This window comes from Sphingomonas sp. SORGH_AS_0870, assembly GCF_031453175.1.
In the GTDB taxonomy this organism is placed as follows: domain Bacteria; phylum Pseudomonadota; class Alphaproteobacteria; order Sphingomonadales; family Sphingomonadaceae; genus Sphingomonas.
This window is the reverse complement of the sequence record NZ_JAVIYW010000002.1, coordinates 965,203-980,431: the sequence shown is the minus strand read 5'-3', so window position 1 is coordinate 980,431 and position 15,229 is coordinate 965,203. Positions and strand designations below refer to the sequence as shown.

Below are 15,229 nucleotides of genomic sequence, written 5' to 3'. Positions count from 1 at the left end.
AAACGCCGCCCGCGCATCAGCGAGTCGTCGGAATCATCCGGGCGATCGCGCAGCCAAACACGACCGAACCCACTATCCAGCTCACACCGATTTCAATGGCCAGCGCCATGACACCCCTCCCCGTCTCTCTATGACGATCCCTATATCGGGATAAACACTATCGCGCCAACAAACTTGTTCGCAGTCGGTGATCGGAGGCGTGATTGAAGGCCGCCGCGTCCGTCCTTTTGACAGGCCGCTGCCCCCAAAGAAAAAGGGCCGGACGTTTCCGTCCGACCCCCTTTCCGACAGGCTGGCTGTTATGCCGCCTTCGAGCGCGCGGCGCGCTTGCGCTCGTTGGGGTCCAAGAAGCGCTTGCGCAGACGGATCGACTTCGGGGTCACTTCGACCATCTCGTCGTCGTCGATATAGGCGATGGCCTGTTCCAGCGTCATCTTCTTCGGCGGGGTCAGGCGGATGGCGTCATCCTTGCCGCCCGACGCGCGGAAGTTGGTCAGCTGCTTCGCCTTCATCGGGTTGACCTCGAGGTCATCCGTCTTGGCGTTCTCGCCGATGATCATGCCTTCGTACAGCGCTTCGCCGTGCCCGACGAACAGGATGCCGCGCTCTTCGAGCGGACCCAGTGCATAGCCCTGCGCTTCGCCCGCGCCGTTCGAGATCAGGACGCCGTTCTTGCGGCCCTCGATCTTGCCCTTGTGGGGGCCGTACTTCTCGAACAGGCGGTTCATGATGCCGGTGCCGCGCGTGTCCGACAGGAACTCGCCGTGATAGCCGATCATGCCGCGCGACGGCGCGGAGAAGGTGATGCGGGTCTTGCCGCCGCCCGAGGGACGCATGTCGGTCATCTCGGCCTTGCGCAGGTTCATCTTCTCGACGACCGTGCCCGAATATTCCTCGTCCACGTCGATGATGACGGTTTCGTACGGCTCGGTCTTCTTGCCGTCCTCGTCCTCGCCGAACAGCACGCGCGGGCGGCTGATGCCCAGCTCAAAGCCTTCGCGGCGCATCGTCTCGATCAGAACGCCCAGCTGGAGTTCGCCGCGACCGGCGACCTCGAAGCTGTCGCGGTCGTCGCTTTCGGTGACCTTCACCGCGACGTTCGATTCCGCTTCACGCATCAGGCGGTCGCGGATCATGCGGCTGGTGACCTTGGTACCCTCACGGCCCGCCATCGGCGAGTCGTTGACCGCGAAACGCATCGACAGCGTCGGCGGATCGATCGGCTGTGCCTGGAGCGGCACGGTGACCGAGGTGTCGGCGATGGTGTTGGCCACGGTGGCGACGGCCAGACCCGCCAGCGAGATGATGTCGCCCGCCTTGGCTTCGTCCACCGGCACGCGGTCCAGGCCGCGGAACGACAGGATCTTCGACGCGCGGCCGGTTTCGATCACATTGCCCTCGGCGTCGAGCGCATGGATCGCCTGGTTCAGCTTGACCGTGCCCGAATTGACGCGGCCGGTCAGGATGCGGCCGAGGAAGTTGTCGCGGTCGAGCAGCGTCACCAGGAAGGTGAAGGGCACGTCCTCGACCTCGACCTTCGGGGCCGGGACGTGGTTCACGATCGTCTCGAACATCGGGATCAGCGTGCCTTCGCGCGCGTCCATGTCGGTCGAGGCATAGCCGTTGCGGCCCGAGGCGTAGAGGACCGGGAAGTCCAGCTGCTCGTCATTCGCGTCGAGCGAGACGAACAGGTCGAACACTTCGTCCAGCACTTCCTGGATACGCGCGTCGGCACGGTCGACCTTGTTGACGACGACGATCGGCTTCAGGCCGAGCGCCAGCGCCTTGCCGGTCACGAACTTCGTCTGCGGCATCGCGCCTTCCGACGAGTCGACCAGCAGGACGACGCCGTCGACCATCGACAGGATGCGCTCCACCTCGCCGCCGAAGTCGGCGTGGCCGGGGGTGTCGACGATGTTGATGCGGATCGACTCGTCGCTGCCCGGGGGAGTCCAGTCGACCGAGGTCGGCTTGGCGAGAATGGTGATCCCGCGCTCCTTTTCCAGGTCGTTGGAGTCCATCGCGCGCTCTTCCACGCGCTGGTTGTCACGGAAGGTGCCCGACTGGCGGAACAGCTGATCGACCAGGGTCGTCTTGCCATGGTCGACGTGCGCGATGATCGCCACGTTGCGGAGGCTCATGCAGGTTTCTCTTGTTCGGAGGGTATGTCGCCGCGCGCCATAGCCGAAAGCTGCGCAAAGCGAAAGGGCAGCGCGGATTTTGCAGCGCACAAAGGCGGTGAATGGCTGAAACGAGCGGGAAAGCGACATGTTCCTCCCCGCTCGTGGGGAGGATTACTTGGCGCGCGGCAGGACCTCCAGCGTCCAGTCGGTGTCGGGCCGCAGATATTTCGCCGCCACCGCCTGGATGTCGGCGGGCCCGATCGAGACGAAATCCTGCGCCAGCCGCTGGGTCGCCTCGATCCGGCGGGGGTCGTAGGAGGCGCCCGCCAGGCGCTGCATCCAGAACTGGTTGCCCGACGACATCCGCATCAGCCGTTGCGCCATGGGGCGCTTGATCCGCTGCAACTCGTCGGCATCGATCGGATGCGCGGCGAGGTCGGCGGCGATGGCGCGTGCGGTCGACAGGAAGAAGTCGACCTTGTCGGGGGCGACCATGCCGATCGCGATCATCCGCCCGCCGCCGGGCAGGCCGAGCGGCCACTGGCTGCCGACCTGCGGGCTGTAGCTGGCCCCGGCCTGCGAACGGAGCCGGTCGAACAGCCGGTCCGAAAAGACCTGCGCCAGCACGTCCAGCCGGTTGCGGATCCGGTCGTCCCCCGCCCCGCCGCCGGTCGGCCAGGCGATCACCGCCGCCGCCTGGTCGGCGGGGCCGCCATGGGTGCGCACGACCGGCGTGGAGACATGCGCGGGGAAGCGGACCGGAGGAGCGGGCGACGCATCGACCTTGCGCGCGGGGATCGCGCCCAGGCTCTCGGCCACCGCCTTGATCGCTTCGTCGGCTTTCACGTCGCCGAACACCGACACCTCGATCGGGCCCGAGGCGAGCAAGGGCGCCCACAGCGCCTTGAAGGACGCGGGGGTGAGCGCCGCCACCGCCTCGCGCGGCGGGGTGCCCCAGCGCGGATCGCCGTCGCGCAGCAACCGCTCCAGATCGCGGCCCAGCACGCTGTCGGGTGAGGCGTCGAGCCCGTCATAGCCCGCCAGCATCGCCGCCTTGGCCCGATTGACCGGCGCGGCGTCCCAGCGCGGCGCGATCAGCTTGGCCGCCATCAGCTTCAGATTGTCGGCATAATCGTCGGGCGAACTCAGCGCGTTGAAGGCAAAGGCATCGTCCTCGATCCCGAAGTCCATCCCCATGCGCCGCCCGGCGGTCAGCCGGTCGAGATCGCCCTGGTCGAACTTGCCGATCCCGCCCGCCACCAGTGCCAGATCGGCCGCCCAGGCCGGGCTCTCCCGGTTGGCGGGCAGCGCATCATAGCCACGCCCGAACCGAACGCGCAGATAGATGCGCGCCGTCTCGCCGTCATTCGCGAACAGCAACAGCCGCACGCCATTGGCGAAGGTGATCTTCTCCAGCCCCAGCGCATCGATCTTCTCGCGCGCCACGACCTTGCCCGGCGCACCCAGCCTGGGCAGCTGGGCGAAGCTGATCGTGCCCTGTCGGCGGCGCTGTTCGGCCAGCGGACGGACATCGGCCTTCAGCGCGGCGGTCAGCCGGGCGACCGCATCGGCTTGCGCGGTGCGGGTGTTGACCAGCGCGCGCGTCGCGGTCCCCTGGAAGATCCGGCGGGTCGACGCCAGCACCGTCTCGGGCGTGAACATCCTTGCCGCCACCGCCTGCTTCAAGATCTGATAGCTGCTCTCCGGCGCGGTCACGGTCTCGCGAATGTCGAGCGCGCCGACCATGTCGTCGGCCTGCTTGGCCCCCGCCTCGACCCGCGCGGTCTCTACCTCGGTGCGCAGGATGGCGTCGTAATCGGCGAGCTCGCGGTCGATCTCGGCCTGGGTGGGCGCGGTCGCCATCGCATCGGCGATGACCGCGCGCACGTCCTTGAGCGCGGCCTCCCAATCCTCGCCGAGCGGCACGACGTTCACCGTCGTCATATTGGCCGAGCGGGACACGTCGTCGAGCGCGACGCTGGCCTGCAGGAAGCTGCCCCCCGCCCGCGCCCGGTTTTCCAGCCGGCGGCTGATCAGGCGCGCGGCGACCATGTCGACCATCCGCTTCTGGTTGAAGATCGCGGTATCGTCGCGATACTGCCAGGGGCGCAGCACGCCCATCGCCACGGTCGGCGGCAGGGCGGGTTCGACCAGCGCGCCCGCCATCGGCGCATCGGCCCGGGGGCTGCCGAAATCGGGATCGGGCGGATTGGCGCCGACGCCCTGCCAGCCGCCGAAATTCCGGGTGACCAGCTGCGCCAGGACGAGCGGGTCCATATCGCCCGAGATGACGACCACCGCGCGCTCGGGCCGATACCAGCGGTCGTGGAACGCCCGCACGCTCTCCGGCGTCGCCGCCTCCAGCGTGGCGAGTTGGCCGATCGGCGACCGCTCCGCAAGCGGCTGGCCAGCGAAGAAGGTCTCGCGCAGCTTGTCCGAATAGCGGACCTGCGGCCCCGGCTGCTCGCGACGCTCGGCCAGCACCACCGGCCGCTCGGCATTCAGCGACTGGGCGGTGATCGAGGGGGCCGCCATCATGCCCGCCAGGATCTTCAGGCTCTCGTCCAGCCCCGCCTCGGTCGCGCCGGGCAGGTCGAGCTGATAGACGGTCTGGGTCGGCGTGGTCGAGGCGTTGGAGTCCGAGCCGAAGGTCGCGCCCAGCCGCTGCCAGATTCGCTTGGCCTCGCCGTCGGGGACATATTGCGAGCCGCGGAACGACAGATGCTCGATCAGATGGGCGAAGCCGCGTTCCGAGTCGCGTTCGTTGAGCGACCCCGCGTCGATCCGCACCCGCACCGCCACCTGCCCCGGCGGCACCCCGTTGCGCCGGACCGCGAAGCGCAGGCCATTGGCCAGCCGCCCGAACTTCCACGCCTTGTCCTGCGGCAGGTCGGAGCCCTTGTAGAGCCAGGCGCTCTGGTCGACGCCGGGGATGGGCGGCAGCGGCGCGAGCGGATCGCGCTCGGCGGGCGCGGCGGGCGCGGTCGCCACCGTGACGGGGACGGGCATCCCCTGCGGCACCGAACGCTGGTCCGTCGGGCCCGGCCGGGGGGCCTGGGCGATGACGGGAAGGGCCAGCCCGATCAGGACCGGCAGGGCAAGACTGCGCAACGCGCGGATCGTGAACGCCATGCCCCCCTCTTATCGCGGCGAACGCGCCACCGCCAGTCGCCCCCAAATCGCCCCAATCCCCCGCCCCGCGGCGCTCCCCCGCCGGGTCGTCGCCATCATTTCGACCCATAGGCGAGCTAGTCCGGCGACACTGACCTTGCGGCAGGAGGACGGCCAACGTCCCCGGTGCAGGCGTCGAGGCCGGGGATATGAAGCGCGTGATGACCAAGTCGATGAATGCCGGAGTCCAGCGTCCTTCGCAGGGCGCAATATGGCATAAATCGGGCGCATGCGACGCGGATGCCCCCGCCCCCAGGGCCGACCTGTCGCTGGTCCCGCCCCAGCCCGCCCCGTTCCCGCCGACCGACGCGGCGACGCGGCCGTCGCTCGGCCGGGCGATCGGCGCGCGGTTGCGGCACCTGCCCGACCGGGTGATCGCGGCCTCCTCGCTGGTCGCCAATGATCCGGTGCTCGACGTGCGTGACTTCGGCTGGACGGCGGGGCTCCGTTGCCACTGGGCCGCGATCCGCGACGAGGTGCGCGCCGATCCGGCGGCCGGGGCGGACTGGCGCGCCTGCCCGCGCTTGGCGGCGACCGTCGCGGCAATTCCGGGGCTCCATGATGCCCATATCGCCCGACTCGCGCCCGGTGCGCATGTCCCGCCCCGGCGCGGCGCGACCAAGGGGCTGATCACCTGCCATCTGGGGCTCGCCGTCCCGCGCGACGGCGATGCGCGGATGCGGGTGAAGGATCGCATCGTCCGTTGGGCCGAGGGCGAGACCCTGGTGTTCGATGACACCTATGTCCATGAAATGTGGAACGAGACGGGCGGGACCCGCACCATCCTGGTCGTCCAGGTCGTCCGCCCGCTGCGCCAGCCGGGACGCTGGATCGCCGAGTCGCTGTTGGGACTGGGGCAGCACGACCGCCCCGCTTGAAAATCCCGACCGGGGCCCGTGACGCGGCGACGTTAATATTTTGGCAACCCGCCGACACCAATGGCAAGTCACTCTTTCCATTGGCTTTTGTCACAAATTTGTCATGAAAATCAAAAGTGTCGCCGCCCGCCTGATCGCCCCGGTCCTGGTGTTCGTGATATTGCTCGCCAGCCTGTCGGGGGTGACGCTTCACCTCTCGCAAAGGGTGGCCGCCGCCAATGAAGCCGCCACCGATGCGGGCGCGCTGATGTTCCGGCTGGCGGAACTGCGCTCGCTCAGCCGGTCGTTGCAGCGCGATGCGCTCAACCTGGCGCTGGAGGAGGACCCGGCGGAGCGGCAGGTGATCCTGACCAAATTCACCAGGCGACTGGCCAGCTTCGGCGACGAGCTGGCGTCGCTGCGCCGCGCGCCGCCGGGATCGGTATCGGCCGAGTATCTGGCGTCACAGGACCAGGTGCGCGCCGAACTGGCGATCGCCGGGCGGCTGGCCAATGGCGGCGACCGGGCGGGCGGCCTGGCCCATTTCCGCCAGCGCGTCCGCCCCGCCGAGCGGCGCGCCTCCACGATCGCCGACAGCCGGATCGACGCGCTGAAGGAGGACGTCGCCGCGCTTCACGAACGCGCCGCCGAGACCGCCGAACAGGGTCGCTGGATCCTGATCGGCGCGACCGTGATGCTGGCGGTGGTCGGGCTGGCCATGGGGCTGACCATCGCGCTGCGCACGGTGGTGCGCCCGCTGCACGACCTGCGCGCCGCGATGGGGGCGCTGGCCGCCGGGCAGACCGACATCGCCATCCCGCACGGATCGCGCGCGGACGAGGTGGGCGAGATGGCCCGCTCGATGGCGGCGTTTCGCGACCATCTGGCCGAGGCCGAAGCGGCCAAGGCGCGCCAGACCGACCTGATCGTGTCGAGCATCGGCCAGGGCCTGTCCGCGCTGGCGAAGGGGGACCTGACCGCCCGGATCGACGCGCCGCTGGAGGCGCCCTTCGCGCGGCTGAAGGCCGATTTCAACGGCGCGATGTTGGCCTTGCAGGCCGCCATGGCGGCGGTGGCGGGCACGGCGGACGGCATCCGGGCGGGCGCGATCGACATTCGCCAGGCCTCTGACGACCTGTCCCGCCGGACCGAGCAACAGGCCGCCAGCCTGGAGCAGACCGCTGCCGGGATGGATGAGGTCACCGCCACCGTCCGCCACGCCGCCGACGGCGCCGCCCAGGCCGCGCAGGTGGTCGAGCGGACCCGCAGCGAGGCGCGCGAGGGCGGCGCGGTGGTCGACCGCGCCCGCGCCGCGATGGGCGACATCGAACATGCCTCGACCGAGATCGCCACGATCATCGGGGTGATCGACGGCATCGCCTTCCAGACCAATTTGCTCGCGCTCAACGCCGGGGTCGAAGCCGCGCGGGCGGGCGATGCGGGCAAGGGCTTCGCGGTCGTCGCGTCCGAGGTCCGCGCGCTGGCGCAGCGTTCGGCGGATGCCGCGCGCGACGTAAAGGCGCGTATCCTGGCCAGCGCGGATCAGGTGCGCGTCGGCGTCGACCTGGTCGGCCAGACCGGCGACGCGCTGACCCGGATCAACCAGGGGATGGGCGAAATCGGCGCGCTGATGACCGGCATCGCCAAGGATACCGCGCATCAGGCGGGCAGCATGGGCCAGATCAACCTCGCGCTGACCGAGATGGACGGCGTCACCCAGCAAAATGCCGCGATGGTCGAACAGGCGACCGCCGCCGCGCGCACCCTGGCGCAGGAGGCGGAGGAGTTGAACGCGGCGATCGCCCGCTTCCGCCTGGCCGAGCCGCGCAGCGCCCGGCCGTCGGCGCCGCTGCACCTCGTCGCTTGAGGGGCCGTTTGGAAACGCGCTGGCAGCGCGTTCGGGCGGCGCCGGCCCGCTCCCCCACCCGGCCTCCCATCAAGGATACTCTGTGGGAGGCCGGGTGGGGGAGCGGGCCGGCGCCGCTGGAATCGGGCGGGGGACCATCATGGCTTGGGGATTCGAAACGCATCCTTTCCCCGCCCGTGCTTGATCCCCGTCGCGACCCGCGCCACATGGGGGACATGCTGATCGAGACCGAACCGACGCCCAATCCGGCGACGCTGAAATTCCTGCCCGGCCGCAAGGTCATGGACAGCGGCACCCGCGACTTCGCCTCGCCCGAGGAAGCCGCCGCCAGCCCGCTGGCCGAGGCGATCTTCAACCTGGGCGACGTGACCGGCGTGTTCTTCGGCCGCGACTTCGTCTCGGTCACGGTCGCGCCCGGCACCGACTGGTCGGACGTGAAGCCCGATGTGCTCGGCATCCTGCTCGACCATTTCTCGGCGCAGATGCCACTGTTCAGGCAGGGCGCGGCCGATTTCGCGGTTCCGGGCGAGGAAGAGGCGTTCGCCGACGATCCCGAGGATGCCGACATCGTCGCGCAGATCCGCGAACTGATCGACACGCGCGTCCGGCCCGCGGTCGCCAATGACGGCGGCGACATCGTCTATCGCGGCTTCGACAAGGGCAAGGTCTATCTCAAGATGCAGGGCGCCTGCGCGGGTTGCCCCTCCTCCACCGCGACGCTCAAGAACGGCATCGAGCAGCTGCTGCGCCATTATGTCCCCGAAGTCACCGAAGTGAGGGCCGTCTGATGAACCCGATCGACGACGCCAGCCTCGACCGGCTGTTCCGCGAAGGCCGGACCTTCAACCATTATCTCGACACGCCCGTCGGCGAGGACGAGATTCGCGCGGTCTGGGACTTGATGAAGATGGCCCCGACCTCGACCAACCAGAGCCCGGCGCGCATGGTCTGGTGCCTGAGCCAGGAGGCGAAGGACAGGCTGGCCGACTGCGCGACGGGCAGCAACGCGGACAAGATCCGCGCAGCCCCCGCCGCCGTGGTGATCGGCATGGACGTGAATTTCCACGAAAACCTGCCGCAGCTTTTCCCGCATGTCGATGCCAAGAGCTGGTTCGACGGCAATACCGAGCTGCGCGAAGCCTCCGCCTTCCGCAACAGCTCGCTTCAGGGCGCCTATCTGATCCTGGCCGCGCGTGCGCTGGGGCTGGATACCGGCGCGATGTCGGGCTTTGACCAGGGCGCGGTGGACAAGGCGTTCTTCGCCGACCAGCCGGGCGTGCGGTCCAACTTCATCGCGACGATCGGCTATGGCGACCGCAGCACGCTGCACCCGCGCAATCCCCGCCTGTCGTTCGAACAGGCCAACCGGATCGTCTGAGCCCCATCTTGCGCACGCTGGTCATCGACACCGCCACCGCCGCCTGCTCGGTCGCCCTTCTGGAGGGCGAGCGGGTGATCGGCCATGCCCATGACGTCGTCGGGCGCGGCCATGCCGAAAAGCTGGTGCCGATGATCGCCGCGCTGCCCGATGGCGGCCGGGCGGCGCGCATCCTGGTCGATTGCGGCCCCGGCAGCTTCACCGGCATCCGGGTCGGCATCGCCGCCGCGCGCGGGCTGGCGCTGGGCTGGGGCGTGAGCGCCACGGGCTATCACTCGCTGGCGCTGGTCGCCGCCGCCGCCTTTGCGATGCGGACGGACGAGGCGCTGACCGTCGTGCTGGAGGGCGGGCATGGCGAGGTGTTCGTCCAGGCCTTTGCCCGCGACCTGACGCCGCTCTCCCCCTTCGCCTCGATGAAGCCCGATGCCGCGCTCGCCGCGCTGGAGGGCCGGGTGGCGGTCGGCAACGGCGTGCGCTGGCTGACCGCGCTCGCCCCCGACCTGCCGGTGGTCGAGGCGCTGCCCGATGCGTCCGAGGCGTGGCGGCTGCCGCAGGAGCTGGTCGGCCTGGCGCCGCGCCCCGTCTATGGCCGCGCGCCCGATGCCAAGCTCCCCGGCGGCATCACCCCGCCCGAGCTCGCCGCCTGATGGCCAGCCTCAGCGTGCAGCTGCGCGCCGGGGATGCCCGCGATGCGGGCGCGGCCGAGCAGGTCATGGCCGCCGCCTTCGATCCGCAATGGGGCGAGGCCTGGACGCGGGCCCAGCTGCTGGGCGTGATGGCCATGCCCGGCGTCCATCTGCTGATCGCCGAGGCGGGCGGGGAACCGGCGGGCTTCGCGCTGACCCGCGCCGTGATGGATGAGGCGGAGCTGCTGCTGCTGGGCGTCGTCCCCGATCATCGCCGCCATGGGATCGCCAGCGCGCTGATCCGCTCGGTGATCGCCGATTGCGCCGCATCGGGGGTGGTGACGCTGCACCTGGAGGTCCGCTCGAACAATCCGGCGGTGCTGTTCTATACCGCGCACGGCTTTGCCAAATGCGGCGAACGGCGCAATTATTACAAGGGCGCGGACGGGCGGCATTATGATGCCCACACCTATGCCCGCGCCATTGCCTGACCCGATCACAGTTTCCGGGTTATTGCGAGTCGCTATCCCCTTTTCGCAATTAGGCTTTGCGCGTAGAGAGGGGGTCAGCCCGAGGAGTTGAACGTTACCATGGCCCGCAAAATCGATCTTGAAGCGCTGTGCGCGCAAAAGGGACTGCGCATCACCGAACAGCGCCGCGTGATCGCCCGCGTCCTGTCGGAAGCGGAGGACCATCCCGATGTGGAAAAAGTCTATGAGCGCGCCGCCAAGATCGATCCGGGCATCTCGATCGCGACCGTGTACCGCACCGTCCGCCTGTTCGAGGAAGCCGGCATCCTGGACCGCCACGATTTCGGCGACGGCCGCGCCCGCTACGAACCCTCGCCCGAGGCGCATCACGATCACCTGATCGATGTCGAGACCGGCCGCGTGATCGAGTTCGTCGACCCCGAGCTGGAGCAGCTGCAAAAGGCGATCGCCGAGAAGCTGGGCTTCCGCCTGGTCGACCACCGGATGGAGCTTTACGGCGTCAGCCTCGACCGCAAGGGATGACGGCGAGCGTCGCCTTGTCCGATGCCGACCACAAGGGCGGCCTGCGTGCAGCGGGTCGCCTTTCGTGCATTATCGGCACGCTGCTGGTCGCGCTGATGCTGCATGGGGCCTGGCGGGCACTCGGACGCCGCTCGCCCTGGCCGCCCCGGTTCCTGCGCCGGGTCGCCATCATCCTGGGCGCGGACATTCGGGTCACCGGCACCCCGCTCCGGCGGGATGCGATGATCGCGGCCAATCACCTGAGCTGGATGGACATCCTGCTGCTGGCGGGCACATCGGGCACCCGCTTCGTCGCCAAGGCGGAGGTCGCGGCGCTGCCGCTGATCGGCTGGCTGGCGGGGCTCAACCGCACCGTGTTCGTCGCGCGCGGCGACCGCCTAGGTGTCGGCGATCAGGTGGCGACCATCCGCGCCGCGCTGACTGAGAGGCAGACGCTGGCGATCTTTCCGGAGGGGACGACGGGCGACGATCTGCACCTCCTGCCCTTCAAACCCGCGCTGTTCGCCGCCTTGGTCCCGCCCATTCCCGGCATCCGCGTTCAGCCGGTGCGGATAGACTATGGCGCGGCGGCGGCCGATCTGGCGTGGCTGGGCGACGATGCGGGCGACGCCCATGCCAGGCGGGTGCTGCGGCGACCGGGGCGCTTCGTGGTGACGCTTCATTATCTGGAGCCGTTCGATCCCGCCGACTGCCCCGACCGCAAGGCGATCGCCGCCGAGGCCCGGGCGCGCATCGCCGCATCCTGACCCGTTTGTCGCACCGCGCGGGGGCCCTGTCCTGCCCGGCACGACGCCCCCATCGCCGACGCTGGCGAGGCCCCGCGATTTGCGATAAGGGGCGCGTCATGCCCGCATCTCCCAAGACCTTCCACGTCAAGTCCTTCGGCTGTCAGATGAACGTCTATGACGGCGAGCGCATGGCCGAGCTGATGGCCGCGCAAGGCCTGTCCGCCACCGACGATGCCGGTGCCGCCGATCTGGTGGTGCTCAACACCTGCCACATCCGCGAACGCGCGACCGAGCGCGTCTATTCGGAGATCGGCCGTATCCGAAAGGACGCCGCCGACGAGGGCCGCAAGCCGATGATCGCGGTCGCCGGCTGCGTCGCCCAGGCCGAAGGGCCCGAGATCGTCCGCCGCGCCAAGGTCGATGTGGTGGTCGGCCCGCAGGCCTATCACAACCTGCCCGACCTGGTCGCCAGGGCGGCGGCGGGCGAGTCGGCGCTCGATACCGACATGCCGGTCGAATCGAAATTCGTCCACCTGCCCGGCCGCCGCAAGGTCGGCCCCTCGGCCTTCCTGACCGTGCAGGAGGGTTGTGACAAATTCTGCACCTATTGCGTGGTGCCCTATACGCGCGGGGCGGAGGTCAGCCGCTCCTATTCGGCGATCATGGACGAGGCGCGCGCGCTGGTCGATGCGGGCGCGCGCGAGATCACGCTGCTGGGCCAGAACGTCAATGCCTGGAACGACGCCGACGACCGGGGCCTTCACGGGCTGATCCGCGCAATGGACCGGATTCCGGGGCTCCACCGCATCCGCTACACGACCAGCCATCCCAACGACATGACGCAGGGGCTGATCGACGCGCACCGCGATGTCGAGAGCCTGATGCCCTTCCTCCACCTGCCGGTCCAGTCGGGCAGCGACCGCATCCTGAAGGCGATGAACCGCCAGCATAGCCGCGACAGCTATATGCGAGTAATCGACCGCGTCCGCGAAGCGCGCCCCGACATCGCGCTGTCGGGCGATTTCATCGTCGGCTTTCCGGGAGAGACCGAGGCGGAGTTCGCCGACACGCTCAGCTTGGTCGACGCGATGGGCCATGCGCAGGCGTTCAGCTTCAAATATTCCCCCCGCCCCGGCACCCCCGCCGCGACCATGACCGATCAGGTCCCTGCCGAGGTGATGGACGACCGGCTCCAGCGGCTTCAGGCCGCGCTCAACCGCGACCAGCACGCCTTCAACATGGCGAGCGTCGGGCGGACCTGCACCGTCCTGATCGAGCGGCGCGGCAAGCTGCCCGGCCAGATGCTCGGCAAGTCGCCTTGGTTGCAGTCGGTCCACCTGATCGGCGACCACCAGATCGGCGATCTGGTCGAGGTGGAACTGGTCGCGGCGGGCCCGAACTCGCTGACCGGACAGGCCAAGGTCAAGGCGGCGGCGTAAGCCGTCCCTTACGTCCGTTCGGGCTGAGCGAAGTCGAAGCCCCCGCGCGACGGTGTTTGTTCACGCGAAGACGCGAAGGCGCGAAGTGATGCTGATCACCGACAGCGCATCCCGCTCTCGCGACCGGAAGACCTATCGAAACGGTCGAGAGGGATAGGCCGCCTTCGCCCGCGATACGACATCATCGCGTCTTCGCGTCTTCGCGCGAACCAAATCTTCCTGATCGCGCAGAGGCGCAGAGAGCGCGGAGGAAGAAGAGGGTCTCCCGATCGCGAGGGAATGCTCTTCTTCTCTGCGTCCTCCGCGCCTCTGCGCGCGAAAAACCGTCCCGCCGACACACCTATGTCATGCAATTTCGCTGGCGTTCCGTGCCCTGCCATCCCATCTTGGCGGGACAACAGACGGTGAAAGGACCGCATGAGCCGCAAGCCCCTCCCCGCCCAGGCCGGTGAACGCAGCCGGGCGGAACTCAGCTTCGACAAGCCGCAAGTGCTGGCGCAGCTGTTCGGCCAATATGACCGCAATCTGGTCGCGTTGGAAAATCGATTGGGCGTCTACATCACCGCGCGCGGCAACCGCGTCGGGCTGGAGGGGACCTCGGAGCAGGTGGCGCTGGCCCGCGACGTGCTGAACGACCTCTATGCCCGTATCCAGCGCGGCGAGGAGGTCGATACCGGCCTGGTCGACGCCGCGATCGCGATGGCCTCCGAACCGACGCTCGACGGCATTCTCAGCGCCGAGCGGACGTCCGCCCCGCCAATCATGATCCGCACGCGCAAGAAGACGATCGTCCCGCGCACGCCCGCCCAGGCGCATTACATGAAGCAGCTCGTGTCCAACGACATGATCTTCGCGCTCGGGCCGGCGGGCACCGGCAAGACCTATGTCGCGGTCGCGCAGGCGGTGGCGCAGCTCATCACCGGCTCCGTCCAGCGGCTGATCCTGTCGCGCCCGGCGGTCGAGGCGGGCGAGCGGCTGGGCTTCCTGCCCGGCGACATGAAGGAGAAGGTCGATCCCTATCTCCGTCCGCTCTACGACGCGCTCTACGACTGCCTGCCCGCCGAGCAGGTGGAGCGGCGGATCGCCAGCGGCGAGATCGAGATCGCGCCGATCGCCTTCATGCGCGGCCGGACGCTGGCCGATGCCTTCGTCATCCTCGACGAGGCGCAGAACACCACCCCTGCGCAGATGAAGATGTTCCTGACCCGCTTCGGCCAGAACAGCCGGATGGTGATCTGTGGCGATCCCAACCAGGTCGACTTGCCCGGCGGCGTCGCGGCCTCGGGCCTGGCGGATGCGGTGCGGCGCCTGGAGGGCGTGGAGGGAATCGCGATGAGCCGCTTTACCGCCGCCGACGTGGTGCGCCATCCCATCGTCGGGCGGATCGTCGATGCCTATGAGGGGCCGAATGCCTGACGGCCTCGTCCTTTCGTTGGCGTAACGCCGGAACTGTTGATAGGGGGCGGCGATTTACCGTCCGACCGCCCCCGCCGCCCCTGAAAGGCCCCGATGATCGAGATTGCGCTGATCCATGAAGAGCCCTGGTCCGGCGACGAGGACCAGTGGACCGCGCTCGCCACCCGCGCCGCCCGCGCCGCGATCGAGCGGACGCCGCATGGCCCCCTGCTGACCACGCCCGCGATCATCGAGATCTCGGTCCGGCTGACCAGCGATGACGAAGTGCACGCGCTCAACCGCCAGTATCGTCAAAAGGACAAGTCGACCAACGTCCTGTCCTTCCCGATGGTCCAGCCCGACCTGATCGAGACGGTCACGCAGAATTCGGACGATGGCGAGGTGCTGCTGGGCGACATCGTGCTGGCGCATGGCGTGTGCGTCGCCGAGGCGGCCGAACGCGGGATCGCGACCGAAACCCATGCGACTCATCTGCTGGTGCACGGCGTGCTTCATCTGCTAGGCTATGACCATATGCAGGATGACGAGGCCGAAGCGATGGAAGCGATCGAGCGCGACGCGCTGGCCAGCCTCGGCATCGCCGACCCCTATCTGATACGCGAGGACTGACA

General features: G+C 68.9%; 13 protein-coding genes. 11 read left to right on the top strand and 2 right to left on the bottom strand.

Going from position 1 to position 15,229, the window contains the following annotated elements:
• Nucleotides 1–299 precede the first annotated feature (299 nt).
• Both typA and QE363_RS05095 read right to left on the bottom strand, forming a co-directional pair.
• Nucleotides 300–2,141: a translational GTPase TypA gene (gene typA, locus QE363_RS05100; protein WP_309692672.1), complete on the bottom strand. Its 1,842-nt coding sequence runs from the start codon at nt 2,139–2,141 to the stop codon at nt 300–302.
• A gap of 153 nt (nt 2,142–2,294) precedes the next feature.
• Entirely contained in the window at nt 2,295–5,255 is a 2,961-nt protein-coding gene (locus QE363_RS05095) for an insulinase family protein (RefSeq protein WP_309692669.1), read from the bottom strand.
• Nucleotides 5,256–5,455: 200 nt separating this feature from the next.
• Between QE363_RS05095 and QE363_RS05090 the strand changes: the two genes are divergently transcribed.
• The 11 genes from QE363_RS05090 (at nt 5,456) to ybeY (ending at nt 15,227) form a co-directional block, all read left to right on the top strand.
• Nucleotides 5,456–6,172 (top strand): aspartyl/asparaginyl beta-hydroxylase domain-containing protein, encoded by a 717-nt coding sequence (locus tag QE363_RS05090; RefSeq protein WP_309692666.1) that lies wholly within the window; start codon nt 5,456–5,458, stop codon nt 6,170–6,172.
• 103 nt (nt 6,173–6,275) lie between these two features.
• Nucleotides 6,276–8,018 (top strand): methyl-accepting chemotaxis protein, encoded by a 1,743-nt coding sequence (locus tag QE363_RS05085; RefSeq protein ID WP_309692663.1) that lies wholly within the window; start codon nt 6,276–6,278, stop codon nt 8,016–8,018.
• 215 nt (nt 8,019–8,233) lie between these two features.
• Nucleotides 8,234–8,806 carry a NifU family protein gene (locus QE363_RS05080; protein WP_307102865.1) on the top strand — a complete coding sequence of 191 codons (573 nt, stop codon included), beginning with the start codon at nt 8,234–8,236 and terminating at the stop codon, nt 8,804–8,806.
• Entirely contained in the window at nt 8,806–9,396 is a 591-nt protein-coding gene (locus QE363_RS05075) for a malonic semialdehyde reductase (protein ID WP_307102863.1), read from the top strand. Before QE363_RS05080 ends, QE363_RS05075 begins: the two co-directional genes overlap by 1 nt.
• A gap of 8 nt (nt 9,397–9,404) precedes the next feature.
• Nucleotides 9,405–10,043 carry a tRNA (adenosine(37)-N6)-threonylcarbamoyltransferase complex dimerization subunit type 1 TsaB gene (gene tsaB / locus QE363_RS05070; protein WP_309692658.1) on the top strand — a complete coding sequence of 213 codons (639 nt, stop codon included), beginning with the start codon at nt 9,405–9,407 and terminating at the stop codon, nt 10,041–10,043.
• On the top strand, nt 10,043–10,513 hold the full coding sequence (locus QE363_RS05065) for a GNAT family N-acetyltransferase (protein WP_309692656.1): 471 nt from the start codon (nt 10,043–10,045) through the stop codon (nt 10,511–10,513). Before tsaB ends, QE363_RS05065 begins: the two co-directional genes overlap by 1 nt.
• Before the next feature lie 99 nt (nt 10,514–10,612).
• Nucleotides 10,613–11,035, top strand: coding sequence for a Fur family transcriptional regulator (locus tag QE363_RS05060; RefSeq protein WP_007406973.1), 423 nt, complete (start codon nt 10,613–10,615; stop codon nt 11,033–11,035).
• Nucleotides 11,032–11,781 carry a lysophospholipid acyltransferase family protein gene (locus QE363_RS05055; RefSeq protein ID WP_309692644.1) on the top strand — a complete coding sequence of 250 codons (750 nt, stop codon included), beginning with the start codon at nt 11,032–11,034 and terminating at the stop codon, nt 11,779–11,781. Before QE363_RS05060 ends, QE363_RS05055 begins: the two co-directional genes overlap by 4 nt.
• A gap of 98 nt (nt 11,782–11,879) precedes the next feature.
• Complete coding sequence (gene miaB / locus QE363_RS05050) at nt 11,880–13,202, top strand: tRNA (N6-isopentenyl adenosine(37)-C2)-methylthiotransferase MiaB (RefSeq protein WP_309692641.1); 1,323 nt, start codon at nt 11,880–11,882, stop codon at nt 13,200–13,202.
• Nucleotides 13,203–13,619: 417 nt separating this feature from the next.
• Nucleotides 13,620–14,618 (top strand): PhoH family protein, encoded by a 999-nt coding sequence (locus QE363_RS05045; RefSeq protein WP_307102852.1) that lies wholly within the window; start codon nt 13,620–13,622, stop codon nt 14,616–14,618.
• A gap of 93 nt (nt 14,619–14,711) precedes the next feature.
• Entirely contained in the window at nt 14,712–15,227 is a 516-nt protein-coding gene (gene ybeY, locus QE363_RS05040; protein WP_307102851.1) for an rRNA maturation RNase YbeY, read from the top strand.
• Nucleotides 15,228–15,229: the final 2 nt, after the last annotated feature.

What these genes read in the sequence shown, in the direction of transcription:
- typA (WP_309692672.1), bottom strand. Translation starts at nt 2,141, where the DNA reads ATGAGCCTCCGCAACGTGGCGATCATCGCGCACGTCGACCATGGCAAG.
- QE363_RS05095 (WP_309692669.1), bottom strand. Translation starts at nt 5,255, where the DNA reads ATGGCGTTCACGATCCGCGCGTTGCGCAGTCTTGCCCTGCCGGTCCTG.
- QE363_RS05090 (WP_309692666.1), top strand. Translation starts at nt 5,456, where the DNA reads ATGACCAAGTCGATGAATGCCGGAGTCCAGCGTCCTTCGCAGGGCGCA.
- QE363_RS05085 (WP_309692663.1), top strand. Translation starts at nt 6,276, where the DNA reads ATGAAAATCAAAAGTGTCGCCGCCCGCCTGATCGCCCCGGTCCTGGTG.
- QE363_RS05080 (WP_307102865.1), top strand. Translation starts at nt 8,234, where the DNA reads ATGCTGATCGAGACCGAACCGACGCCCAATCCGGCGACGCTGAAATTC.
- QE363_RS05075 (WP_307102863.1), top strand. Translation starts at nt 8,806, where the DNA reads ATGAACCCGATCGACGACGCCAGCCTCGACCGGCTGTTCCGCGAAGGC.
- QE363_RS05065 (WP_309692656.1), top strand. Translation starts at nt 10,043, where the DNA reads ATGGCCAGCCTCAGCGTGCAGCTGCGCGCCGGGGATGCCCGCGATGCG.
- QE363_RS05060 (WP_007406973.1), top strand. Translation starts at nt 10,613, where the DNA reads ATGGCCCGCAAAATCGATCTTGAAGCGCTGTGCGCGCAAAAGGGACTG.
- QE363_RS05055 (WP_309692644.1), top strand. Translation starts at nt 11,032, where the DNA reads ATGACGGCGAGCGTCGCCTTGTCCGATGCCGACCACAAGGGCGGCCTG.
- miaB (WP_309692641.1), top strand. Translation starts at nt 11,880, where the DNA reads ATGCCCGCATCTCCCAAGACCTTCCACGTCAAGTCCTTCGGCTGTCAG.
- QE363_RS05045 (WP_307102852.1), top strand. Translation starts at nt 13,620, where the DNA reads ATGAGCCGCAAGCCCCTCCCCGCCCAGGCCGGTGAACGCAGCCGGGCG.
- ybeY (WP_307102851.1), top strand. Translation starts at nt 14,712, where the DNA reads ATGATCGAGATTGCGCTGATCCATGAAGAGCCCTGGTCCGGCGACGAG.